The sequence below is a fragment of the Roseateles sp. GW821-FHT03B02 genome (assembly GCF_059421025.1).
This window is the reverse complement of sequence record NZ_JBWKUV010000001.1, coordinates 14,300-36,099: the sequence shown is the minus strand read 5'-3', so window position 1 is coordinate 36,099 and position 21,800 is coordinate 14,300. Positions and strand designations below refer to the sequence as shown.

The 21,800-nt window shown below is 69.2% G+C and carries 27 protein-coding genes and 1 pseudogene; 22 read left to right on the top strand and 6 right to left on the bottom strand.

Features of this window, described 5'->3' with window-relative positions; genetic code table 11:
• Positions 1 to 106: 106 nt before the first annotated feature.
• The 5 genes and pseudogenes from AC07VX_RS00205 (at position 107) to AC07VX_RS00185 (ending at position 3,982) form a co-directional block, all read left to right on the top strand.
• A complete protein-coding gene (locus tag AC07VX_RS00205; protein WP_493163760.1) occupies positions 107 to 1,474 on the top strand; it encodes a CHASE3 domain-containing protein in 1,368 nt (455 codons plus the stop codon).
• Complete coding sequence (locus AC07VX_RS00200; protein WP_493163762.1) at positions 1,471 to 2,106, top strand: response regulator; 636 nt, start codon at positions 1,471 to 1,473, stop codon at positions 2,104 to 2,106. Before AC07VX_RS00205 ends, AC07VX_RS00200 begins: the two co-directional genes overlap by 4 nt.
• A 114-nt stretch (positions 2,107 to 2,220) precedes the next feature.
• A complete protein-coding gene (locus AC07VX_RS00195; protein ID WP_493163764.1) occupies positions 2,221 to 3,060 on the top strand; it encodes a response regulator in 840 nt (279 codons plus the stop codon).
• A 60-nt stretch (positions 3,061 to 3,120) separates the two neighbouring features.
• Positions 3,121 to 3,459, top strand: a complete 339-nt coding sequence (locus tag AC07VX_RS00190; RefSeq protein ID WP_493163765.1) for a FimD/PapC C-terminal domain-containing protein — start codon at positions 3,121 to 3,123, stop codon at positions 3,457 to 3,459.
• A 17-nt stretch (positions 3,460 to 3,476) separates the two neighbouring features.
• A pseudogene (locus tag AC07VX_RS00185) lies at positions 3,477 to 3,982 on the top strand (Csu type fimbrial protein).
• Here the strand turns inward: AC07VX_RS00185 and AC07VX_RS00180 are convergent.
• The gene (locus AC07VX_RS00180) at positions 3,973 to 5,424 is read right to left on the bottom strand and encodes a cryptochrome/photolyase family protein (RefSeq protein WP_493163767.1); all 1,452 of its coding nucleotides are present in this window, start codon (positions 5,422 to 5,424) and stop codon (positions 3,973 to 3,975) included. The pseudogene AC07VX_RS00185 and the gene AC07VX_RS00180 sit on opposite strands and share 10 nt — an antisense overlap.
• A gap of 15 nt (positions 5,425 to 5,439) precedes the next feature.
• Between AC07VX_RS00180 and AC07VX_RS00175 the strand changes: the two genes are divergently transcribed.
• The 6 genes from AC07VX_RS00175 to AC07VX_RS00150 are packed head-to-tail and all read left to right on the top strand — an operon-like array spanning position 5,440 to position 9,886.
• On the top strand, positions 5,440 to 6,027 hold the full coding sequence (locus AC07VX_RS00175) for a YqgE/AlgH family protein (RefSeq protein ID WP_493163769.1): 588 nt from the start codon (positions 5,440 to 5,442) through the stop codon (positions 6,025 to 6,027).
• 11 nt (positions 6,028 to 6,038) lie between these two features.
• On the top strand, positions 6,039 to 6,425 hold the full coding sequence (ruvX, locus tag AC07VX_RS00170) for a Holliday junction resolvase RuvX (RefSeq protein WP_493163771.1): 387 nt from the start codon (positions 6,039 to 6,041) through the stop codon (positions 6,423 to 6,425).
• A complete protein-coding gene (gene pyrR / locus AC07VX_RS00165; RefSeq protein ID WP_493163773.1) occupies positions 6,422 to 6,907 on the top strand; it encodes a bifunctional pyr operon transcriptional regulator/uracil phosphoribosyltransferase PyrR in 486 nt (161 codons plus the stop codon). Before ruvX ends, pyrR begins: the two co-directional genes overlap by 4 nt.
• Positions 6,907 to 7,869, top strand: a complete 963-nt coding sequence (locus AC07VX_RS00160; RefSeq protein ID WP_493163775.1) for an aspartate carbamoyltransferase catalytic subunit — start codon at positions 6,907 to 6,909, stop codon at positions 7,867 to 7,869. Before pyrR ends, AC07VX_RS00160 begins: the two co-directional genes overlap by 1 nt.
• Positions 7,866 to 9,170, top strand: a complete 1,305-nt coding sequence (locus tag AC07VX_RS00155) for a dihydroorotase (RefSeq protein WP_493163777.1) — start codon at positions 7,866 to 7,868, stop codon at positions 9,168 to 9,170. The genes AC07VX_RS00160 and AC07VX_RS00155 overlap by 4 nt, the downstream gene beginning before the upstream one ends.
• Positions 9,167 to 9,886, top strand: coding sequence for a lysophospholipid acyltransferase family protein (locus AC07VX_RS00150; RefSeq protein ID WP_493163779.1), 720 nt, complete (start codon positions 9,167 to 9,169; stop codon positions 9,884 to 9,886). Before AC07VX_RS00155 ends, AC07VX_RS00150 begins: the two co-directional genes overlap by 4 nt.
• Here AC07VX_RS00150 and AC07VX_RS00145 read toward each other — a convergent pair.
• Entirely contained in the window at positions 9,870 to 10,628 is a 759-nt protein-coding gene (locus AC07VX_RS00145; RefSeq protein WP_493163781.1) for a hydroxypyruvate isomerase family protein, read from the bottom strand. The two genes, AC07VX_RS00150 and AC07VX_RS00145, sit on opposite strands and share 17 nt — an antisense overlap.
• Positions 10,625 to 11,248 carry a DUF4254 domain-containing protein gene (locus AC07VX_RS00140; RefSeq protein ID WP_493163782.1) on the bottom strand — a complete coding sequence of 208 codons (624 nt, stop codon included), beginning with the start codon at positions 11,246 to 11,248 and terminating at the stop codon, positions 10,625 to 10,627. The genes AC07VX_RS00145 and AC07VX_RS00140 overlap by 4 nt, the downstream gene beginning before the upstream one ends.
• Positions 11,249 to 11,290: 42 nt before the next feature.
• Between AC07VX_RS00140 and AC07VX_RS00135 the strand changes: the two genes are divergently transcribed.
• Positions 11,291 to 12,244, top strand: a complete 954-nt coding sequence (locus AC07VX_RS00135; protein ID WP_493183847.1) for a glycosyltransferase family 9 protein — start codon at positions 11,291 to 11,293, stop codon at positions 12,242 to 12,244.
• Here AC07VX_RS00135 and gpmA read toward each other — a convergent pair.
• Positions 12,229 to 12,972 (bottom strand): 2,3-diphosphoglycerate-dependent phosphoglycerate mutase, encoded by a 744-nt coding sequence (gpmA, locus tag AC07VX_RS00130; RefSeq protein ID WP_493163785.1) that lies wholly within the window; start codon positions 12,970 to 12,972, stop codon positions 12,229 to 12,231. The genes AC07VX_RS00135 and gpmA overlap by 16 nt on opposite strands.
• Positions 12,973 to 13,060: 88 nt before the next feature.
• Between gpmA and AC07VX_RS00125 the strand changes: the two genes are divergently transcribed.
• From AC07VX_RS00125 to AC07VX_RS00110, 4 genes are all read left to right on the top strand, one after another.
• Positions 13,061 to 13,471 carry a rhodanese-like domain-containing protein gene (locus tag AC07VX_RS00125; protein WP_493163786.1) on the top strand — a complete coding sequence of 137 codons (411 nt, stop codon included), beginning with the start codon at positions 13,061 to 13,063 and terminating at the stop codon, positions 13,469 to 13,471.
• 18 nt (positions 13,472 to 13,489) lie between these two features.
• Positions 13,490 to 13,750, top strand: a complete 261-nt coding sequence (gene grxC, locus AC07VX_RS00120; protein ID WP_493163787.1) for a glutaredoxin 3 — start codon at positions 13,490 to 13,492, stop codon at positions 13,748 to 13,750.
• 116 nt (positions 13,751 to 13,866) lie between these two features.
• Complete coding sequence (gene secB, locus AC07VX_RS00115) at positions 13,867 to 14,340, top strand: protein-export chaperone SecB (protein ID WP_477902966.1); 474 nt, start codon at positions 13,867 to 13,869, stop codon at positions 14,338 to 14,340.
• A gap of 76 nt (positions 14,341 to 14,416) precedes the next feature.
• Positions 14,417 to 15,415 carry an NAD(P)H-dependent glycerol-3-phosphate dehydrogenase gene (locus AC07VX_RS00110; protein WP_493163855.1) on the top strand — a complete coding sequence of 333 codons (999 nt, stop codon included), beginning with the start codon at positions 14,417 to 14,419 and terminating at the stop codon, positions 15,413 to 15,415.
• Here AC07VX_RS00110 and AC07VX_RS00105 read toward each other — a convergent pair whose 3' ends face one another.
• Both AC07VX_RS00105 and AC07VX_RS00100 read right to left on the bottom strand, forming a co-directional pair.
• Entirely contained in the window at positions 15,416 to 15,886 is a 471-nt protein-coding gene (locus tag AC07VX_RS00105; protein WP_493163790.1) for a tRNA (cytidine(34)-2'-O)-methyltransferase, read from the bottom strand.
• A 175-nt stretch (positions 15,887 to 16,061) separates the two neighbouring features.
• On the bottom strand, positions 16,062 to 16,817 hold the full coding sequence (locus AC07VX_RS00100) for a ComF family protein (protein ID WP_493163792.1): 756 nt from the start codon (positions 16,815 to 16,817) through the stop codon (positions 16,062 to 16,064).
• A 23-nt stretch (positions 16,818 to 16,840) separates the two neighbouring features.
• On the opposite strand from AC07VX_RS00100, the gene AC07VX_RS00095 reads away from it, so the two are divergent.
• The 6 genes from AC07VX_RS00095 to AC07VX_RS00070 all read left to right on the top strand — a co-directional run bounded on the left by AC07VX_RS00095 (position 16,841) and on the right by AC07VX_RS00070 (position 21,764).
• The gene (locus AC07VX_RS00095; RefSeq protein WP_493163793.1) at positions 16,841 to 17,764 is read left to right on the top strand and encodes a class I SAM-dependent methyltransferase; all 924 of its coding nucleotides are present in this window, start codon (positions 16,841 to 16,843) and stop codon (positions 17,762 to 17,764) included.
• A gap of 176 nt (positions 17,765 to 17,940) precedes the next feature.
• Positions 17,941 to 19,125, top strand: a complete 1,185-nt coding sequence (coxB, locus tag AC07VX_RS00090; protein WP_493163795.1) for a cytochrome c oxidase subunit II — start codon at positions 17,941 to 17,943, stop codon at positions 19,123 to 19,125.
• Between the two features lie 28 nt (positions 19,126 to 19,153).
• Positions 19,154 to 20,797, top strand: a complete 1,644-nt coding sequence (gene ctaD, locus AC07VX_RS00085; protein ID WP_493163797.1) for a cytochrome c oxidase subunit I — start codon at positions 19,154 to 19,156, stop codon at positions 20,795 to 20,797.
• Between the two features lie 10 nt (positions 20,798 to 20,807).
• Positions 20,808 to 20,918 (top strand): cytochrome oxidase small assembly protein, encoded by a 111-nt coding sequence (locus AC07VX_RS00080; RefSeq protein WP_493163799.1) that lies wholly within the window; start codon positions 20,808 to 20,810, stop codon positions 20,916 to 20,918.
• A gap of 1 nt (position 20,919) precedes the next feature.
• The gene (locus AC07VX_RS00075) at positions 20,920 to 21,525 is read left to right on the top strand and encodes a cytochrome c oxidase assembly protein (RefSeq protein WP_493163801.1); all 606 of its coding nucleotides are present in this window, start codon (positions 20,920 to 20,922) and stop codon (positions 21,523 to 21,525) included.
• Complete coding sequence (locus tag AC07VX_RS00070) at positions 21,522 to 21,764, top strand: DUF2970 domain-containing protein (protein WP_493163803.1); 243 nt, start codon at positions 21,522 to 21,524, stop codon at positions 21,762 to 21,764. Before AC07VX_RS00075 ends, AC07VX_RS00070 begins: the two co-directional genes overlap by 4 nt.
• Positions 21,765 to 21,800 lie beyond the last annotated feature (36 nt).

The window sequence follows — 21,800 nt, the reverse complement described above, 5'->3', positions numbered from 1 at the left end:
CCGTCGTCATCGCTGGGTGCGGTCGAGCGCGCCAGCGGCGAGCCCACGGTTCGTGGCTTCGCTGCGGGACGAAATGCGTTATTCCTGGCTTCCCTTGAGCCTCCTGATGACGGCCTTCCTGGCGTTCATCGGCACGGCCGTGGGCGCATCGCAAAGCCTTGCTGAGCTGCTGGAGCGCGATACCGAGCGCGGCCAGGCCCTGCGCACGCAGACGGAGCTGCAGCGCCTGCTGACGCTTCTGGTGGACGTCGAGACCGGCCAGCGGGGCTTCATCATCACCGGCCAGCAGCCGTTTCTGCGCCCTTACGAGGAAGCGCTGGGCGCGCTTGGCGAGGTTCGCGCTCGCCTGCGCGAGCGCATTCCCCGCCAGGGCCGCAACGCGATGATGCTGGCGCGGCTGGACGCCCTCATCGACGAGCGATTGGCCCAGACGCGCGCGGCCATCGAGCGCCGGCTCGTTTCTGGCGAAGCCTTCACGCGCGACCTGGGGTTCTATGTCGACGGCAAGCGTGTCATGGACGAATTGCGCTTCCAGATCGAGCAGCTCAGTCAGGAACAGCAGCGCTCGGTGGCCGCCGCCGACGAAGCCACGCGTGCCGTGCAGCAGCGCACGACACGGCTCACCCGGCCGCTGCCCGGCATCGGGCTCGCCATGCTCGCGGTGGCGGTTGCGCTGATGCTGCGCGAGCGGCGCCTGCGCGACCGCGCCGAGGCCGCGCTGCGCGACGCCAACGCCGGCCTGGAACAGCAGGTGGCCCAGCGCACCGAGGCGCTGAGCCACGCGCTCTCGCGCATCCGCAGCTTCGCGGTCGAGATGGACCGTGGCATCGAGGCCGAACGCCGCCGCCTCGCGCGCGAGGTGCACGACCAGGTCGGCCAGGTGGGCACCGCTATCAAGATGCTGACGCTGTCGCTGCGCGCCAGGCTCACGCCGCGCAGCGAACCGCTGGTCGACGAACTGCAGGGCATGGCCGAGGAAGCCATCCGCGCGGCGCGCCAGATCTCGGCCGAGCTGCGCCCGCCGCTGCTCGACGAACTGGGCCTGCAGGCGGCCCTGGAACACTATCTGCAGACCTTGCAGCGCCAGTCCGGTCTGACGACGCGGCTGACCCTGATCGAAGCCGGCCTGCTGCCGCCGGAGCAGGCCAGCCCGCTGTTCCGCATCATCCAGGAGGCCTGCACCAACGTGCTCAGGCACGCCCAGGCGAAGACGCTGCACGTGGCGGGGCGTCCGCTGAGCGCCGGCGCCGGGGAGGGGTATGAGCTGGAGGTGCTCGACGACGGCCGCGGCCCCGGCGCCGTGCGTGCCGATGCCTCGGGTCTGCGCAACATGCGCGAACGGGCCGAACTGGCCGGCGGCGATTTCGACTTTGGCCCCGCCCCCGATCGGGGTGTCCGCGTGCGCGTGTGGCTGCCGCTGTGCTCGCCCGTGCCGGCCGCCGCGGCGCGCAATGAAGAGGAGACCTGGCTGTGAGGCTGCTGATCGTCGACGACCACCCGCTGATGCGCATGGGCATCAGCCAGCTGGTGCTGCAGGAGTGGCCCGATGCCCGGATCGACGAAGCGCCGACCATCGCCGAGGCGCTGACCTGCATCGCCGCCGCGCGGCCCGACATCGTCACGCTGGACCTCTCCCTGCCCGATGCCCGCGGCACCGAGGGCGCGAGCCGGCTGCTGCGCGTGCTGTCCGGCGTACCGCTGCTGGTGCTCAGCCTCAATGCCGAGGCGGCGTACGCGGCGCGGCTGCTGCAGATGGGCGCCTCTGGTTATCTGCCCAAGGACCGTGCGCCCGAGGAGCTGCGGGTTGCGCTGCGGCGGCTGTCCGAGGGCGGGCGCTATGTCACGGCCTCGATGGCCGACCATCTGCTGGGCCTGCTCAGCGGCAAGGCGCCGGATGCGCTGCCGCACGAGCAGCTGTCCACGCAGGAGCACCGCGTGATGCTGCTGATCGCGGCCGGCCAGACGCCGGCGCAGATCGCCGAGGCCATGCACCTGTCGGTCAAGACCGTGGGCAGCTACCGCGCCCGCATCCTGGAGAAGGCCGGCTGGGCCAACAACACCGAGCTGACCAAGTACTGCGTGCTGCATGGGCTGACCGAGGCCTGAACGCTCATGGGCGCGTGTAGGCAATTCACCTACACGAGGTCGCGGAGTTGCCGCCGGCGCACTGCCGGCATCACCCGCTGCCGCCAAAACCGACGCAAGCCGAGGATTGCGTCCATGAATATTTTCCTCGTCGAAGACTCCGCCTCCATCCGCCGCCTTCTGGTGCGCCGGCTGGATGCCATGCCCGGCATGCGCGTCGTCGGTGAGGCCGCTGGCGAGCGCCAGGCCCTGGCCCTGATCCAGTGGACACAGCCCGATGTCGTGCTGCTGGACCTCTCGCTGGCCAGCGGCTCCGGCCTGGGCCTGGTGGCCCAGCTGCGTCGCGCGGGCTTTGCCGGCCGCATCGCCGTGCTGACGGCCCAGGACGTGGACGCCTACCGCCGTGCCTGCCTGGCCGCCGGCGCCGACGCCTTCTATGACAAGGCCAGCGGCCTGGAGACGCTGTTCGACGACCTCGCCGGGCTCGCCGCCACCCGCCCCGCCACGCTGGACGACAAGCCCGCCGTGCAGCTGCGCGACGGCCTTACGGGCCTCTTCAACGAGGCCGCGCTGCACGAGCGGCTGGATCAGGTCTCGCGCTGCGCCATGCGCGACGGCATCGACCTGGCCGTCTACGTGCTGCGCCTGGTCGGGCTGGCCGAGCTGCCCGCCGCCGTCGCCGACGCGCTGGCCCGCCAGGTGGCGCTGCGCCTGATGGAGGCCAGCGCCGAGGCCGACATCGTCGCGCGCAGCTCGGCCGACCAGTTCGCCGTCGTGCAGACGCGGCTCGACCAGGCCGAGCAGGCCGCGGCCCATGCCCGCCGCCTGGCGGCGCTGATGGCCGAGCCCTTCCAGGTCGAAGGCCGCGACTATCTGCTCGGCATCGAGATCGGCATGGCCCTCTTTCCCGCCGACGCCGTCTCGCCGCGCGGCCTGCTCACGCTGGCACAGGCTACCGCCTTCGGCGCGCTTTGAATCCGTCCAGGGAGTTGCTACCAGCCCAACCGCGTCGGCATCGACGCGGCCGGCCTGCCGATGGACGTGGAGCTGCAGGCGCTGGAGATCCAGCTCACGCCGGCGGCCCGCAGCGCGGCGCGCATCGCCTTCCCCGTGCAGCGCGGCCGCTCGGCCACGCTGTGCGTGCTGGATGCCCTCGGCCAGCTGCTGCCGCCCGGCACGCAGCTGCAGCTCGAAGGCATGGCGCGCAGCTTCCCCGTCGGCCTGGACGGGCGGGCCTACCTCGCCGGTTTGGTGGAAGGCCGCAACCGTGAGGTGGCAAACTGGCCTGACGGGCACTGCCGCATCGAGCTCGACCTGCCGCGCGCCCGTGGCGGCGACGAGTTGCCGGAACTGGGCGTGCTGAACTGCCGCTGAACTTCGGGGAGAGGGCAATGAATCGACGCCTGGTTCAACGCTCGCTCGCGCTACTCTGCCTGCTCTTCGCCTGCTGCGGCCCGGCGCCGGCGCTGTGCCTGCCGGCCGTGTGCACCTGCACGCTGGCCACCACCAACGTCCTCTTCGGCAACTACAACCCGCTGCTGTACGGCAACACCGACACGACGGGCAGCATCAAGGTGGATTGCGGCGGCGTGGCCGGGCTGCTCATTCCGTTCAACATTGCCATCAGCACGGGCAGCGGCGGCAGTTATGCCAACCGGCGCATGAAGAGCGGCGGCAACGGGCTGGCTACAACCTCTACACCGATGCGTCCTACAGCACCGTCTGGGGCGACGGCAGCAGCGCCACCCAGCTCATCAGCGCCGGCGTCACGCTGGACGTGCTGGGCCAGGCGCCCACGCAAAACTTCTACGTCCACGGCCGCATCCCCGGGCGGCAGACCACGGTCGTTCCCGGCGTCTACGGCGACACCATCAACGTCACGCTGACCTACTTCTGAGCCGGCTCCGGCAGGGCGCGCGTCTTGACGACCGCGTAGCGCGCCAGCGTGCGCTCGCGCGCGACGGCGTGGTCAACGACGGGGCGCGGGTAGTCCACGCCCTGCATGGCCAGCGGCGCCCGCTCCCACGGCGCGTGGACGGCCTTGGCATCCAGGCCCGCGAGCTCCGGGCAGTAGCGGCGGATGAAGCGGCCCTCGGCGTCGAACTTCTCGCTCTGGCTGGTCGGGTTGAAGATGCGGAAATAGGGCTGGGCGTCGCAACCGCTGCTGCTGGCCCATTGCCAGCCGCCGTTGTTGGCGGCGAGGTCGAAGTCCAGCAGCTGCTGCGCAAACCAGGCCTCGCCGCGCCGCCAGTCCAGCCCCAGGTCCTTGGTCAGGAAGCTGGCCGTCACCATGCGCAGGCGGTTGTGCATGTAGCCGGTTGTCTTCAGCTGGCGCATGGCGGCGTCCACCAGCGGGTAGCCCGTGCGGCCTTCGCACCAGGCGGCGAACAGCGCGTCGGCGTGCGCGCCGGTTTCCCAGGCAATGGCGTCGTACTCGGGCCGGAAGGCGGCCGTCATCGCGTGCGGGTGGTGGTGCATGACCTGGTGGTAGAAGTCGCGCCAGATCAGCTCCGACAGCCAGACCTCCGCGCCGTGGTCGCCGCCCACCATGCGCTCGTGGGCCAGCCGTGCCAGCCGGCGGATGGAGACGGTGCCGAAGCGCAGGTGCACGCTGAGGTAACTGGGGCCCTTCACGGCGGGGAAGTCGCGCTGGCGGTCGTAGGCGTCGATGCGGTCCAGGAAGTCGTCCAGCAGGGCCTCCGCGCCGCGGCTGCCCTGGCCGACGTGGGGCGTCAGCCCGGCAGGCTGGAAGCCGATGTCCGCCAGCGTGGGCACGCCCTCGGCCAGCGGGCTCTGCGCGAGCGAGCGGGCGTGGCGCTCGACCGGGTAGCTGCTCAGGTAGAAGCCGTCCAGCTTGCGCAGCCAGGCGTTCTTGTAGGGCGTGAACACGCCATACGGCCCGCCGGTGGCCGTCATCACCTCGCGGCGCTCGAAGACGACGTGGTCCTTGAACGTGCGCAGCCCGGCGCCGAAGCTCGCCAGCCGGTCCGCCACCCGGGCGTCGCGCGCCAGCGCCTGCGGCTCATCGTCATGGTTGGTGAAGACGGCCTGCACGCCCAGTTCGGCGGCCAGCCGCGGGATCTCTTCGGCCGCCGCGGCGTGCCGCACGATGAGGGCGCCGCCGAGCCGGCGCAAATCCTCGTCCAGCACCTGCAGCGCGCCGAGGATGAACTCGACGCGTCGGTCCGCGCGAGGCAGGGCGTCGAGGATGTCGCGGTCCAGGATGAAGGTGCAGAACACCTGCTTCGCGGCCTTCAGCGCGTGATACAGGGCAGCCTGGTCATCCACGCGCAGGTCGCGGCGAAACCAGACGAGGGCACGGTCGATTCGGGTGGTCATGACCGCCAGAATAAAATGTCTTCCATGCCTGCCGACCGGATCGTCCTGACCAACCAGTTCCTCATCGCCATGCCGGGCATGGCCGACGAGGCTTTCGCGGGCACGGTGGTCTACCTCTGCGAGCACAACGACAACGGCGCCCTGGGCCTGGTCATCAACAAGCCCATCTCCCTGACGCTGGGCAATCTGTTCGAGAAGGTCGAGCTCAGCCCGCCGGCGGATTCCCTGGCCGACAGCCCCGTCTTCTACGGTGGCCCGGTGCAGACCGACCGTGGCTTCGTGCTGCATGAGCCGCTGGACGAAGAGGGCGGCCACTACAACGCCACGCTGGCCGTGCCCGGCGGCCTGGAGATGACCACCAGCCGCGACGTGCTGGAGGCCCTGTCCAACGGCGCCGGCCCGCGCAAGATCCTCGTCACCTTGGGCTACAGCGGCTGGGCCGCGGGTCAGCTCGAAGAGGAAATCGGCCGCAACGGCTGGCTGACGGTGGACGCGACGCCGGAAATCATCTTCGACACGCCCGTGGAGCAGCGCTACGAAAAGGCGCTGGGCCTACTGGGGATCGATCCGCGCATGCTCAGCTCGGACGCGGGGCACGCGTGATGGCGGCCGTGATGGCGCCTTCCTCGCTTCAATCCTTTCTCGCTTTTGATTTCGGCCTGCGCCGCATCGGCGTGGCCAGCGGCACGCGCCTGCTCGGTTCGGCCGAGCCGCGCGGCACGATCAAGGGGGGCGATTTCGACGCCATCGCCGCCCTGATCAAGACCTGGCAGCCCGACGCTCTCGTCATCGGCGTGCCCCGCCACCCCGATGGCGCGCCGCACGAGATGACGGCCAAGGCGCAGAACTTTGGCCGCCGTCTCTCCGGCCGCTACCACCTGCCGGTCTTCGAGGTGGACGAGCGCTACACCAGCGTCGAAGCTGAAGGCCAGGGCGCACACGACGTGGACGCCGCTGCCGCCGCACTGATCCTTGAACAGTTTTTCAGAGAACACCCATGAGTGAACTGCTGCTAGATGCTGAAGGCCTCTACCTCGAACTGAAGAAAGGCGTGCAGCGGCTGCTGACGCCCGACACCGCCTTGGTGGGCATCTGGAGCGGGGGCGCCTGGCTGGCCGAGCGGCTGGCGGCCGACCTGGGGCTGCCCTGCGGCACCATCTCCAGCGCGCTGCACCGCGACGACTTCGGCTCGCGCGGGCTTGCCAAGGCCGACCACACCAAGCTGCCCTTCGACGTCAACGGCCGCGACATCCTGCTCATCGACGACGTGCTCTACACCGGCCGCACGACGCGCGCCGTCATCAATGAGCTGTTCGACTATGGCCGCCCGGCGCGCGTGCAGCTGGCCGTGCTGGTGGACCGTGGCGGCCGCGAGCTGCCCATCGAGCCGGCCTTCTCGGCGGCGCGGGTCACCCTCGGCGCCGAGCAGAAATTGCGCCTGGCTCGCACCGAGTCCGGCAGCTTCAGCTTCGAGGTGAAGTGATGTTGAGCAAGCGAAATCCCCAGCTGAACAAGCACGGCGAGCTGATCCACCTGCTGTCCGTCGAGGGACTGCCGCGCGCGGTCATCGAGCAGATCCTGGACACCGCCGGCAGCTTCCTCTCGGTGAACGATCGCGAGGTCAAGAAGGTGCCGCTGCTGCGCGGCAAGTCGGTGTTCAACCTGTTCTTCGAGAACAGCACCCGCACCCGCACCACCTTCGAGATCGCCGCCAAGCGCCTGTCGGCCGACGTCATCAACCTCGACATCGCGCGCAGCTCCACCGCCAAGGGCGAGACGCTGCTGGACACGGTCGCCAACTTGAGCGCCATGCACGCGGACATGTTCGTCGTGCGCCACAGCGAGAGCGGCGCGCCCCACTTGATTGCCCAGCATTGCGCGCCTCATGTGCACGTGGTCAACGCCGGTGACGGCCGCCATGCCCACCCGACGCAGGGCCTGCTGGACATGTACACGATCCGGCACTTCAAGCAGGACTTCCGCAACCTGACGGTGGCCATCGTCGGCGACATCGTGCACTCGCGTGTCGCCCGCTCGGACATCCACGCGCTGAACATCCTCGGCGTGCCCGAGATCCGCGCCGTCGGCCCCAAGACCCTGGTGCCCGGCGACCTGCGCGACATGGGCGTGCGCGTCTGCCACGACATGGCCGAGGGCGTGAAGGACGCCGACGTCGTCATCATGCTGCGCCTGCAGAACGAGCGCATGAACGGCGGCATGCTGCCCAGCAGCGGCGAGTTCTTCAAGCATTTCGGCCTGACGCCGGACAAGCTGGCCCTGGCCAAGCCCGACGCCATCGTCATGCACCCCGGCCCCATCAACCGCGGCGTGGAAATCGCGTCCGAGGTGGCGGACGGCAAGAGCAGCGTCATCCTTCCTCAAGTGACATTCGGCATCGCTGTCCGAATGGCTGTCATGGCCATCCTCGCGGGGAACGAAGCATGAAGATCCTCATCAAGAACGGTCGCCTCATCGACCCCGCCTCGGGCCTGGATCGCGTGGGCGACCTGGCCGTGGCCAACGGCCGCATCGTCAAGCTCGGTGATGTCGGCGAATTCGCTGCCGACCGCACGGTGGACGCCGCCGGCCTCGTCGTCGCCCCCGGCCTCGTGGACCTCTGCGCGCGACTGCGCGAGCCCGGCCATGAGCACGAGGGACTGCTGGAAAGCGAACTCGCCGCCGCCGCCGCCGGCGGCGTGACCAGCCTGGTTTGCCCGCCCGACACCGACCCGGTGCTGGACGAGCCCGGCCTCGTCGAGATGCTGAAGTTCCGCGCCCGCAAGCTCAGCCGCTGCCGGCTGTTCCCGCTCGGCGCTCTGACGCGCAACCTGGAAGGCAAGGCCCTGACCGAGATGGCCGAGCTGACCGAGGCCGGCTGCATCGGCTTCGCCCAGGCCGAGGCGCCCGTGCGCGACACGCTGGTGCTGCACCGCGCGCTGCAGTACGCGGCCACCTACGGCTACACCGTGTGGCTGCGCCCGCAGGACGCCTGGCTGGGCGGCGGCGTGGCCGCCAGCGGCTCGGTGGCGACAAGGCTGGGCCTGTCCGGCGTGCCGGTCAGCGCCGAGACGGTGGCCCTGCACACCATCCTGGAGCTGGTGCGCGCCACTGGCGCCCGCGTCCATTTCTGCCGCATCTCCAGCGCGGCAGGCGTCGAGATTCTGCGCGCCGCCAAGCGCGAGGGGCTGCCCGTCACCGCCGACGTGTCCATCAATTCGCTGCACTTGAGCGACGTCGACATCGGCTACTTCGACTCCGCCATGCGCCTGACCCCGCCGCTGCGCCAGGGCCGCGACCGCGACGCGCTGCGCGCCGGCCTGGCCGACGGCACGCTGGATGCGCTGGTGTCCGACCACATGCCCGTCACCGTCGACGAGAAGGCCGTGCCCTTCGCCGAGGCCACGCCGGGCGCGACGGGCCTGGAGCTGCTGCTGAGCCTGGCCCTGCGCTGGGCCCAGGACTCAAGCCTGCCGGTGGCGCGGGCGCTGGCCGTCGTGACCGCCGAGCCGGTGCGCGTGCTGGGCACGGCCTTGGGCTCGCTCGCCGCGAGCGCTGGCCGGCTGGTGGAGGGCGGTGTGGCCGATGTCTGCGTGTTCGACGCTGGTGCCAGCTGGGCCGTCACGCCCGAGCTGCTCGCCAGCCAGGGCAAGCACACGCCCTTCGAGTTCTCGCGCAGCGGCTTCGAGCTGCCGGCGCGGGTGCGCTGCACGCTGGTCGCCGGCCACATCGCCTACGAGGCCGAATGAGGGCCGTCTGGCGCCTCGCGCGCCTCGTGCCGCATGTGCTGCACGGGCTGTGGATCGTCAGGCGCCGCTTCGAGCTGTTGACCGCTGCCGAGCGGCATCAGCTGATCCAGTGGTGGTCGGTCAAGACGCTGCGCATCCTCGGCATCGCGCTGAAGACCGAGGGACAGGCTTTGCCGGACGGGCATCTGCTGGTGGCCAACCATGTCTCCTGGCTGGACATCGCCGCCGTGCATGCCGTGCTGCCGCAGGCGCGCTTCGTCTCCAAGGCCGACGTGAAGCACTGGCCGCTGGTGGGCACCCTCGTCGAAGGCGTCGGCACGCTTTTCATCGAGCGCAGCAGCAAGCGCGACGCGTTGCGCGTCGTGCACCAGACGGCGGCTGCGTTGCAGGCGGGGGATTGCGTGGCCGTGTTCCCTGAGGGCACGACCGGCGCCGGCCCGGAACTGCTGCCCTTCCACGCCAATCTGCTGCAGGCGGCGGTGTCGACCGGCGCGCCGGTGCTGCCCGTCGTGCTGCGCTGGCACGAACCGGGCGAGCGCTTCAGCACCGCGGCCCGCTTCATCGGCGACACCTCGCTGGTGCAGAGCCTGTGGGCCATCGCGTCGGCACGCGGGCTGGGCATCGACGTGCAGATCCTGCCGAGCGTGATGGTCGAGGGGCAGGACCGCCGCGCGCTCGGCGAGGCGCTGCGCAGCGTGATCAGCGCGCGGTTGTAAGCCAGCCCAGCCCGGCCGAGGTCGCGCCGCGCGGGCGGTATTCGAGGCCGATGGCGCCGGGCCAGCGGCGCTCGTCCAGCAGCGCGAACTCGGCGGCGTATTCGCCGGCTTCCGGCTCATGCCGGCCGGCAACGCCGGCGCACTGCACATGGCCCAGCACGCCAAGTTCCAGCGCCCGCGTCAGGTGCGTCAGCGACTCGCCCTCGGCGACGCGGCAGTGGTAGAGGTCGAGCTGCAGCTGCACGCGTGGCGAGTTCAGTGCAGCCAGCAGCGTCAGCGCCTGGGCCTGGCGGTGCAGGAAGTAGCCGGGCATGTCGCGCCGGTTGATGGGTTCCACGACGAGCGGCAGCGGCGACTGTGCCGCGGCCCAGGCGAGGTTGGTCAGCCAGGTGTCGCGGTGGGTGGGCGTGTCGTCCGCCAGACCCGACAGCACATGCAACCGCGCAGCACCCAGTCGCGTGGCGAGGTCCAGCCCGCGCAGCGTCGTGCCGCGGAACTCGGCCTCGCGGCCGGGCAGGGCGGCGTAGCCGCGCTCGCCGGCCGCCCAGTCGCCGGCCGGGGCGTTGATGAGGACGACACGCAGGTCGGCCAGCGCGGCCTTCAGCGCGGTTTCGTCGTGCAGGTGCGGCTGCTGCAGCTCTACGGCGCCGAAGCCGTCGGCACGCGCGGCCGCGGGGCGGTCGAGGTAGGCGTGCTCGGTGTAGAGCCAGTCCAGGTTGGCCGCGAAGCGAGGCGCGATCACTTGGACTCGGCGACCAGGGCCGGGTTGAGCCGCGGGTCGTTGTACATCTTGAACTGGCGGTAGACCTTGAAGTAGGCCCGGCCCGCGCGGGCGTCGGCCAGCAGATCGTCGTAGCAGGCGCCGAGGTCGGCGCGCTGCTGGATGAGGCGTTGCAGCCGCTCGGTGCAAGACCGGCGGTGCGCCTCGTCCACGTCGGTGCGCAGCGTCTGCTCGCGCATCGCCGCGATCTTCAGGCCCAGGATGGAGATGCGGTCCAGCATGGAGCCGGCGGTCTCGCTGTTCAGCCGCGCGCCCGCGGGCACGGTCGAGCGGGGCAGGGCGGTGGCGATGGTGGCCGGGTCCACGAGGCCCAGGGCCGACAGCAGGAATTCGTCGATGCGCTCGATGGCGTCGTTGCGGGCCTGGTTGTGGCGGTCGATGGCGCGCTTGTTGGCGACGATCTCGGCATCCGGCGCCTGTGTGCGGCGGGCCAGGTCCTCCTGGGCCCACAGGCTGCGGTTGTGGAAATGGTTGACGGCCACCCAGCCGCGCACGTCCTCCGCCTGGACCGCGGTGGGCGAGGTGGCGAGGGCCGCGTCATGGGCAGCGATCACATCGGCGGAAGAAGGCAGTGAAGTCATGGATGGAGTGGAGAATCCCGCGCCACTTGTAAAGAAATGCTGATGATAGAAGCCCGTCCGCTGATCGTTCGCCTGCGCAACTTCGTGGGCGACACGGTGTTGAGCATTCCCGCACTGCGATTGCTGGAAAGCCACGGCTACCGGCTGGAACTGTTGGGCAAGGGCTGGGCTCGCGGGCTGCTGGAGGCCGAGGGCTGGCGCGTGCATGTGCGGCCCAACGAGCTGAGGTCACGCATCGCGCAACTGCGCGAGCTACGGCGGCAGTTCCGGGCGGAAGACCCAGGCTTCGACAAGCGCTCGAATGCCTTGCTCTTTCCCTATGCCTTCTCGGCGGCGCTGGATGCGCGCCTGGCCGGGCTCAGGGCCGAAGGCCATGCGGGCGATGGGCGCACCTGGCTGCTCAAGCGCGGCTTGCCGCGGCGTGAGGGGCGGCACACGCTGGTCGAGTACTGGGAGCTGGCCTGCGATTTCCTGGGCGTGCAGGCCGAGCCGCCGAAAGACATCGGCATGCGGGTCAGCGAGGCGCAGCGCGAGCAGGCGCGGGCGCTGCTGGCAGCGCATGGCGTCGGGCCGGAGCGCTGCGTGCTGATCTGTCCATTCGCGAACGGGCGGGTGGAGTTCCTGGACCGCAGCTGGCCGGCGTTTCCGGAGTTCGTGCGGCGGCTGCACGCGGCCGGGCGTTCCGTCGTCATCGTGCCGGGGCCGGCCGAGGTGCATGGGGCGATGGATCTCTACCCCGATGCGATCCGCCTCGATGGGGTGGCGCTGGGCGTCTACAACGCGCTGCTGCAGCTGGCCGGCGTCGTCGTCGCCAACGACACCGGCCCGGCCCACATGGCCGCGGGCGTGGGCGCGCGGCTGCTGAGCATCTGGGGGCCGGTGGACGCGGCGCGTTGGGCGCCGTGGGGCTCGACGGTGACCCTCATGCGACGCGGACCGGGCGAGTGGTCCAGCGTCGACGAGGTGCTGTCAGCGGTGGATCAGGCCTTGCCCTGATTGGCCACGGCCGCCGCAGCCTTGGCGGCCGCTTCGGCATCGCCCAGGTAGTAGCTCTTGATGGGCTTGAGGTCGGCGTCCAGCTCGTAGACCAGCGGGATGCCGTTGGGGATGTTGACGCCCACGATGGCGTCGTCGGCGATGTTGTCCAGGTACTTGACCAGCGCGCGGATGCTGTTGCCATGGGCCGCGATCAGCACGCGCTCGCCGCCCTTGATGGCCGGGGCCACGGTCTCGTTCCAGAAGGGCAGCACGCGGGCGACGGTGTCCTTCAGGCACTCGGTCAGCGGCACGTCGCTCTCGTCCAGGCCACGGTAGCGGCGGTCGCTGCGCTCGCTGCGCGGGTCGGTCGGCTCCAGCGCCGGCGGCGGCGTGTCGTAGCTGCGGCGCCAGATCAGCACCTGCGCGTCGCCGTACTGCTTGGCCATGTCGGCCTTGTTCAGGCCCTGCAGAGCGCCGTAGTGACGCTCGTTCAGTCGCCAGGCGTGGCGCACCGGCAGCCAGGTGCGGTCCATCTGGTCCAGGCAGTGCCACAGTGTCCAGACGGCGCGCTTAAGCACCGAGGTGTAGGCGATGTCGAAGTCGTAGCCGGCTTCCTTCAGCAGCCGGCCGGCCGTCTTGGCCTGCTCGACGCCGGTGGGCGTCAGGTCCACGTCGGTCCAGCCGGTGAAGCGGTTTTCCAGGTTCCAGGTCGATTCGCCGTGGCGGATGAGGACGAGCTTGTACATGGGCAGGCAGTGCACAGGTGGTGGAAGGCGCCGGATTATCGGACCCGGCGATAATCACCGGCTTCGTTGAATTACACGGGATGCTTGCTTGAACTTCCTGCTCCAGAACTGGTATTTGGTTGTCGCCGCCCTGGTCTCCGGCGGCTTGCTGCTTTGGCCCCTGTTGGTGTCAGGCTCGCAAGGCGCCGCGGTCAGCCCCGCCGAGGCGGTGCAGTTGGTCAACCGCGAGAAGGGCGTGCTGATCGACGTCAGCGAGCCCGCGGAATTCGCCCAGGCCCATGCCGTGGGCTCGCGCAACATCCCCTTTGGCCAGATCGAGGGCCACAAGCAACTGCCCAGCAACAAGGCCCTGCCGCTGGTGTTGGTGTGCCCGACCGGCGCACGCGCCGGTCGGGCCGCGGGCATGCTGCGCAAGCTGGGCTACGAGAAGGCCCAGGTGCTGGCGGGTGGCTTGAAGGCCTGGCGGGACGCGAGCCTGCCGGTCGAGAAGAGCGCCTGACCCCTTGAAGGATTGGTGATGGCTTCCGTGAAGATGTACACGACCCTGGTCTGCCCGTTCTGCGTACGCGCCAAGATGCTGCTGAAGCAGCGCGGCGTCGAGCAGATCGACGAGATCCGCGTCGACCTGAACCCGGCCGAGCGCCAGGCCATGATGGAAAAGACCGGTCGCCGCACGGTGCCGCAGATCTTCATCGGCGACACGCATGTCGGGGGGTGCGACGACCTCATCGCCCTCGACCAGAAGGGCGGCCTGCTGCCCTTGCTCCAGACGGCGTGATTTCAAGCCCGGGCAAGCCCCGGGCGGCCTGTCACAGGCCCTCGCCCATAATCTGTCTACCGCCCGCAGCGCGCCGCCTGCGGGCTTTTGTTTGACGCTCCGCTAGAAAGAGTCCCATGGCCGACGAGATCCAAGCCGCCGCAGAAGGCACCCCCGTGTTCCAGATCCAGCGCATGTACCTGAAGGATCTGTCGCTGGAACAGCCCAACGCGCCGCACATCCTGCTGGAGCAGCAGCAGCCCCAGGTCGACATCAACCTGACGCTGTCGGCCGAGAACGTCACCGACGGCATCTTCGAGGTCTGCGTGACGGCCACCGTCAACACCAAGGTCGGCGACAAGACGCTGTTCCTGGTCGAGGCCAAGCAGGCCGGCATCTTCGAGATCCGCAACGTGCCGCAGGACCAGGTCGAAGGCATCCTGGGCATCGTCTGCCCGCAGATGGTCTACCCCTATCTGCGCGCCATCGTGTCGGACGTCTGCACCCGCGCCGGTTTCCCGCCCGTGCTGCTGACCGAAGTGAACTTCCAGGCCATGTTCGAGGCCCAGCAGGCTCAGCGCGCCGCTCAGGGCGGCCAGGCCGTCAACTGATTCCGGCGCCCTCGCCGACGACGCCCCGCCCCGTGCGGGGCGTTTTACTTGGGGGACACTTCCGCGCATGACGACGATGAAGATCAGCGTGCTCGGCGCCGGGGCCTGGGGCACGGCCCTGGCCATCCAGGCAGCCCAGGCAGGCCATGACGTGCGCCTGTGGGGGCGCGACGCGGTGGCCATCGGGCAGATGCGGGCGACTCGTCGCAATGCGGCCTACCTACCTGACAGCGAACTGCCAGCCGCGCTCGGCCTGGGCGCAGACCTGGGCGAGGCGGTGGCTCATGCCGCCGCCGGCCTGACCATCATCGGCACACCCATGTCGGGCCTGCGCCAGGCGCTGGCGGCCTTGCCGTCGAGCCAGCGCGTGCTGTGGCTGTGCAAGGGCTTCGAAGCGGGCACCGGCCGGCTGGGCCACGAGATCGCGCGCGAGCTGCAGCCGGCCATGCGCGTCGGCGTGCTGTCCGGCCCCAGCTTCGCGCAGGAGGTGGCCGCCGGCCGGCCCACGGCTCTGGTGGCGGCCAGCGAGGATGCCGGGCTGGCCCAGGCCGCGGTCGATGCCTTCCATGGCGAGCGGCTGCGGGTCTACACGTCGAGCGACCCGGTCGGCGTCGAGGTGGGTGGCGCGGTCAAGAACGTGATGGCCATCGCGGTGGGCGTCTGCGACGGGCTTTCAGGCTCCGCCCCCGACGCGCCAGGCCTGAACGCGCGTGCCGCGCTGATCACCCGCGGCCTGGCCGAGATGCTGCGCCTGGGCCTCGCGCTGGGCGCCAGGGCCGAGACCTTCATGGGACTGTCGGGCCTGGGCGATCTGGTGCTGACGGCGACCGGCGATCTGTCGCGCAACCGCCGCGTCGGCCTGATGCTGGCGCAGGGGCTGGCGCTGCCGGACATCCTGGCCCGGCTGGGCCATGTGGCCGAGGGCGTCTACAGCGCGCCGACGGTGCTGGCGCGTGCGCGCGAGGTGGGCGTCGAGATGCCCATCACCGAGGCCATGGTGGCCCTGCTGGAGGGCCGGCTGCGGGCGCATGAGTCCGTCGAGCGGCTGATGGGCCGCGACGCGCGCGCCGAGTAGTCAGCCGCCCCCGGTGTAGCCGTTCTGCCGCCAGGCCTCGAACACGGCCACGGCGACGCTGTTGCTGAGGTTGAGGCTGCGCTGGCCTTCGCGCATGGGCAGGCGCACGCGCTGTTCGCCAGGGAAGCTGTCGCGTAGCGCGGGCGCCAGGCCGGCCGTCTCGCTGCCGAAGACGAGGCAGTCGCCCGGTCGCCAGGACACCTCGCCAAAGGGTCGGCTGCCCCGCGTGGTGAAGGCGAACATGCGGGCCGGATCCGGCGCCTCGGCGGCGAGGAAGGCGGGCCAGTCGGCATGGCGCTGCACGCGGGCGTACTCGTGATAGTCCAGGCCGGCGCGCTGCAGCAGCCGGTCCTCCATCGAGAAACCCAGCGGTTCGATCAGGTGCAGGCTGCAGCCGGTATTGGCGGCGAGCCGGATGACGTTGCCGGTGTTGGGCGGGATCTCCGGCTGGACGAGGACGATGTGGAACATGGGCGGAAGTATCCCGCCGGCCGCGAACGCGGTGCCGCATTCGGGCCGAGCGCCGGGCCGCCTCGAGCCGGCCCGCGCTGGCGATGTGCTCGCGGCTCAATGCAGCGAGCATCGCCGTCCCCTTGGGGGACCGATCGGACTGCCCGCGTTCAGCAGGGCAGCCTGGGCGAGGGGCTCATTCATCGCCGGGCTCGGGCGTGCGCGCGACGACCCAGGCCTGCACGCTCATGACACCGGCCTGCAGCAGCACGCCGGCCAGCTCGTAGAGCGTGGCGCCGCTGGTCATCACGTCGTCCAGCAAGGCGACGGACTTGCCGCGCAGCCGTGCCGCGCGCAGCGGTTCGACGGCGAAGACGCCGCGCACATTGGCGGCGCGTTCCTCCAGCTTCAGCCCGGCTTGGGCGGAGTTGTGGTGAACGCGCAGCAGCAGGTCGGGGTCGCAGCGCAGGCCGCGCCGCCGGGCCAGGGCCTTGGCCAGTTCGTGCGACTGGTTGTAGCCGCGCTCGCGCAGGCGCTCGGCCGACACGGGCACCGGCAGCAGCCAGTCCGGTGCATCGATCTCGGCGGCGCTGAGCGCCGTGTTCAGCCGCTCCAGCAGGCACTCGCGCAGCGCCAGGGCCTGGTGGTACTTGAAGTGCTGCAGCAGGCCGTCCCAGGGGAAGCGGTAGTCCAGCGCGGCGACGGTGCGGTCCAGCGGGGGCGGATCGCGCAGGCAGCGTCCGCATTGCGGCCGGGGTCTGCCGGCAAGTTCCAGCGGCAACCGCGCCGCGCAGGTCCAGCAGCGTGGCTGGGGGCGGGCGTAGAGAGCCAGGCAGTCGGGGCAGATGGACTGGTGGCTCCAGGCGCGGCAGACGGCGCACTGGCCGGCGCAGCGCAGCAGCACCTTCTCGATCAATGCGGGCTTCGTCGCCGACAGGGAGCGTTCGGGCATCGCCTCAATATACTGACCAGCCCATGAGTGAGCCGGTCTCGACCCCTACTTCAAACAAGGGGCCGCGGCCCCAGGATATCGATGCGGCCGCGCTGCGCCACCAAGCCCGGCGCCTGGCCCGGGCCGAACAGCTGCCCTGGCTGCATGCCGAGGTGGCGGGGCGCATGGCCGAGCGCCTGGGCTACATCAAGCTGCAGCCGGCCCGCGTGCTGGATGCCTCGCCCGCCCTGGGAGCGAGCGCCGTGCTGCTTCGGCAGGCCTATCCCAATGCCGAGATGCTGTGGCATGAAGCCGATGCCGAACTGGCCGCGCGTGCCGCCCGAGCGCGGTCACGGAACTGGTGGGGCAGGCTGCGCGGCGCGTCCACGGGCCAGGTCGAGGCCCTGCCCGCCCGGCCCGAAGTGGACCTGCTCTGGTCCAACATGGCCCTGCACGCCGCTGCCGATCTGCCCACGCTGCTGGGCAGCTGGCAGTCGAGCATCGCGGTCGGCGGCTTCGTCATGTTCTCCTGCCTGGGGCCGGACAGCTTCGTCGAACTACGCCCGCTCTACGCCCGCAACGGCTGGGGCCGGCCGGCACCGGACTGGTGGGACATGCACGACATCGGCGACCTGCTGCTGAAGGCCGGCTTTGCCGACCCCGTCATGGACCAGGAGCGGCTGCGCCTGACCTGGGCCAGCCCCGAGAGCCTGTTGGCCGACCTGCGCGCGCTGGGCGGCAATCTGGCGCCGACGCGGTTTGCCGGCCTGCGCGCGCGCTCATGGCGGCAGCGGTTGCTGGCCGAACTAGAAACCTTGCGGGATCACGAAGGCCGGCTGGCGCTGACGCTGGAGCTGGTGTTTGGCCACGCCTTCAAGGCCGCGCCGCGGCTGACTGTCGCAGCGGAGACGCATGTTTCGGTCGACGCCATGCGCGCTTCGCTGCGCAAGGGGCGCGAATCGACCTGAAATGTGGGTGATTCCCCGGGGCTGGCCTGGCCCTGGGCCGCGATACGCCTGGGCTAAACTCTTGCGCCGCATCAAGGACCGGCCACAAATCCGGTTCTCCTCACGGAACTTGCGTCGCAAATCAGGCTATAGAGCCGGATTGCAAGCCCCGCACCTCTAAGAACGAAGTGACAACCATGACGATGATGAACGCACGAGTGCAGAGCGCCTCACGCGCTTGGGGCCGCTGGGCCGCGGCGGCGATGGCCCTGGCAGCGGGCCCGGCCCTGGCGGTGAACGACCTCAAGGGCGGCCCGGGCGTCAATCAGATCAATCTGCACGAGCCGGTGACCAACATCGCCCGTGACCAGATGTGGTTGCACAACTTCATGCTGATCGTCTGCCTCGTCATCTTCGTGGCGGTGTTCGGCGTGATGTTCTATTCCATCTTCAAGCACCGCAAGTCCAAGGGCGCGGTGTCGGCCAACTTCCATGAAAGCGTGGCCGTCGAGATCGCCTGGACGGTGGTGCCCTTCCTGATCGTCATCGGCATGGCGCTGCCGGCCACCAAGGTGGTCGTCGCGATGAAGGACACCACCAACGCCGACGTGACCATCAAGGCCACCGGCTACCAGTGGAAGTGGGGCTACGACTACCTGAAGGGCGAGGGCGAGGGCATCGGCTTCCTGGCCACGCTCGACACCGAGCAGCGTGAGGCCTCCAACAGCGGCCACCCCGAGCCGGTCGACAACTACCTGCTGAAGGTGGACAACCCGCTGGTGGTGCCGGTGGACAAGAAGGTCCGCATCATCACGACGGCCAACGACGTCATCCACGCCTGGATGGTGCCGGCCTTCGGCGTCAAGCAGGACGCCATCCCCGGCTTCGTGCGCGACACTTGGTTCAAGGCCGAGAAGGTCGGCGACTACTACGGCCAGTGCGCCGAGCTGTGTGGCAAGGAACACGCCTACATGCCCATCCACGTGAAGGTGGTGTCCGCCGAGGACTACACCAAGTGGGTGGATGGCAAGAAGAAGGAAATGGCCGCCAAGGCCGACGATCCGAGCAAGGTCTGGGAGCAGGCGGCGCTGGTCGCCCGTGGCGAGAAGGTCTACGCCGCCAACTGTGCGGTCTGCCACAAGCCCGACGGCAGTGGCGCCGGCCCGATCAAGGCGCTGGACAAGTCGCCCGTCGTGCTGGCCGAGGACAAGCTGCAGCAGGTCCAGGTCGTGCTGAACGGCCGCATGGACAAGGGCATGCCGGCCTGGAAACAGCTCAGCGACACCGAAATCGCCGCCGTGATCACGTACACGAAGAACAGCTGGTCCAACAAGACGGGCCAGACGGTGCAGCCGGCCGAAGTGGTCGCCGCCCGCAAGTAAGTCCGAACGCCGAATCAGAGGAAATCACATGAGTGCAGTGCTCCCGCCCCACGGCGTTCACGGCGGCCATGACGGCCACGCCCACGACGACCATCACGACCACCATGCCCCGCACGGCTGGCGCCGCTGGGTCTTCGCGACCAACCACAAGGACATCGGAACGCTGTACCTGCTGTTCGCGTTCACGATGCTGATGATCGGCGGCATCCTGGCGCTGTGCATCCGCGCCGAACTGTTCAAGCCCGGCCTGCAGTTCTTCAACCCGGAGCTGTTCAACCAGTTCACGACCATGCACGGTCTGATCATGGTGTTCGGCGCCATCATGCCGGCCTTCGTCGGCTTCGCGAACTGGATGATCCCGCTGCAGATCGGCGCGGGCGACATGGCCTTCGCGCGCATGAACAACTTCAGCTTCTGGCTGATGATCCCTGCGGCCATCATGCTGGTGTCGAGCTTCTTCATGCCCGGCGGCGCGCCTGCTGCGGGCTGGACGCTCTACGCGCCGCTGACGCTGCAGATGGGCCCGTCCATGGACGCCGGCATCTTCGCGATGCACATCCTGGGCGCCTCGTCCATCATGGGTTCGATCAACATCATCGTGACCATCCTCAACATGCGCGCCCCCGGCATGACGCTGATGAAGATGCCGATGTTCGCCTGGACCTGGCTGATCACGGCCTATCTGCTGATCGCCGTCATGCCCGTGCTGGCCGGCGCCATCACGATGACGCTGACCGACCGCCACTTCGGCACCGCCTTCTTCAACCCGGCGGGCGGCGGCGACCCGGTCATGTACCAGCACATCTTCTGGTTCTTCGGCCACCCCGAGGTCTACATCATGATCTTGCCGGCCTTCGGCATCATCAGCCAGATCGTGCCGGCCTTCGCCCGCAAGCGCCTGTTCGGCTACGCCTCCATGGTGTATGCGACGGCCTCCATCGCCATCCTGTCCTTCATCGTTTGGGCACACCACATGTTCGCCACCGGCATGCCGGTGACGGGCCAGCTGTTCTTCATGTACGCGACCATGCTGATCGCGGTGCCCACGGGCGTGAAGATCTTCAACTGGCTGGCGACGATGTGGCGCGGCTCGATGACCTTCGAGACCCCGATGCTGTGGGCCGTGGGCTTCATCTTCGTGTTCACGATGGGCGGCTTCACCGGCCTGATCTGCGCGATGGCCCCCATCGACATCCAGATCCAGGACACCTACTACGTCGTGGCCCACTTCCACTACGTGCTGGTGGCCGGCTCCCTGTACGCGCTGTTCGCCGGCGTCTACTACTGGGGCCCGAAGTGGACCGGCGTGATGTATTCCGAGACCCGCGGCAAGATCCACTTCTGGGGTTCGCTGATCTTCTTCAACGTCACCTTCTTCCCGATGCACTTCCTGGGTCTGGCCGGCATGCCCCGTCGCTACGCCGACTACCCCATGCAGTTCACCGACTTCAACCAGATCGCCTCGGTGGGCGCCTTCGGCTTTGGCCTGATGCAGGTCTACTTCTTCCTGTTCGTCGTCGTCCCGATGATGCGCGGCAAGGGTGAGAAGGCTTCGCAGAAGCCCTGGGAAGCCGCCGAAGGCCTGGAGTGGGAAGTGCCGTCGCCGGCGCCCTTCCACACCTTCGAAGAGCCGCCCAAGCTGAATGCTTCGGCTACCAAGATCGTCGGTTGAGGATCAGGTCATGACGCCCGAGCAGCGCAAGGCCAATCGTCGGCTGGGTCTGATCCTGCTGTCGATTGCCCTGGCCTTCGGCTTCGGCTTCATCGCCAAGATGACGCTGTTCGCCCACTGAGATGCGCCTGCTTGCCGCGCTTCATCGGGACAACCGCCAGCTCTTCGTGAAGCTGGCGGTGGTCGTCGCGCTGATGTTCGGTTTTGGCTACGCGCTGGTGCCGCTCTACAAGGCGATCTGCGAGGCGCTGGGCATCAACGTGCTGTCGCTGTCGGAGCGGCAGACGCTGCTGGCGACCAAGGGCATCGCCAACGGCAACGGCCAGGTCGATTACAGCCGCGAGATCACGGTCGAGTTCGACACCAACGCGCGCGGCCCCTGGGATTTCAAACCGGCGGTGCGCCACATGACGGTGCATCCGGGCGAGCTGAGCCAGGTCATGTACGAGTTCCGCAACAAGCAGGACCGCACCATGGCCGCGCAGGCCATCCCGAGCTATGCGCCCATGCAGGCCAGCGCGCATTTCAACAAGCTGGAATGCTTCTGCTTCAACGAGTACACGCTGAAGCCGGGCGAGAGCAAGCAGTGGCCGGTCGTGTTCGTCATCGACCCCAAGCTGCCCAAGGACGTGAAGACCATCACTCTCTCCTACACCTTCTTCGAGGTGGCGGGCAAGGGCGGGGTCAAGCTCGGCGAAGCACCCAAGGGTGCGGGAGCCGCGCTGTGAGCGAGGCCGGCAAGGATCTGAAGGAAGCGGTGGGACGCAAGGCCTCCCTTGTCCAGACGATCTCGGCCGTGGCCTGGAGTTTTTTCGGCGTGCGCCGGGGGCGTGACCATGAGAACGACATGGCCAAGCTCAACCCGGTGCATGTGGTGATTGCGGGCGTGCTTGGTGCCGCCCTGTTTGTATTGATGCTGGTGCTGCTGGTCCGTTGGGTCATCGGCAGCGGTGTGGCAGCGGCCTGACGGCCCCGCCGCAACAAAGTTCAGAACGAGCGAGAA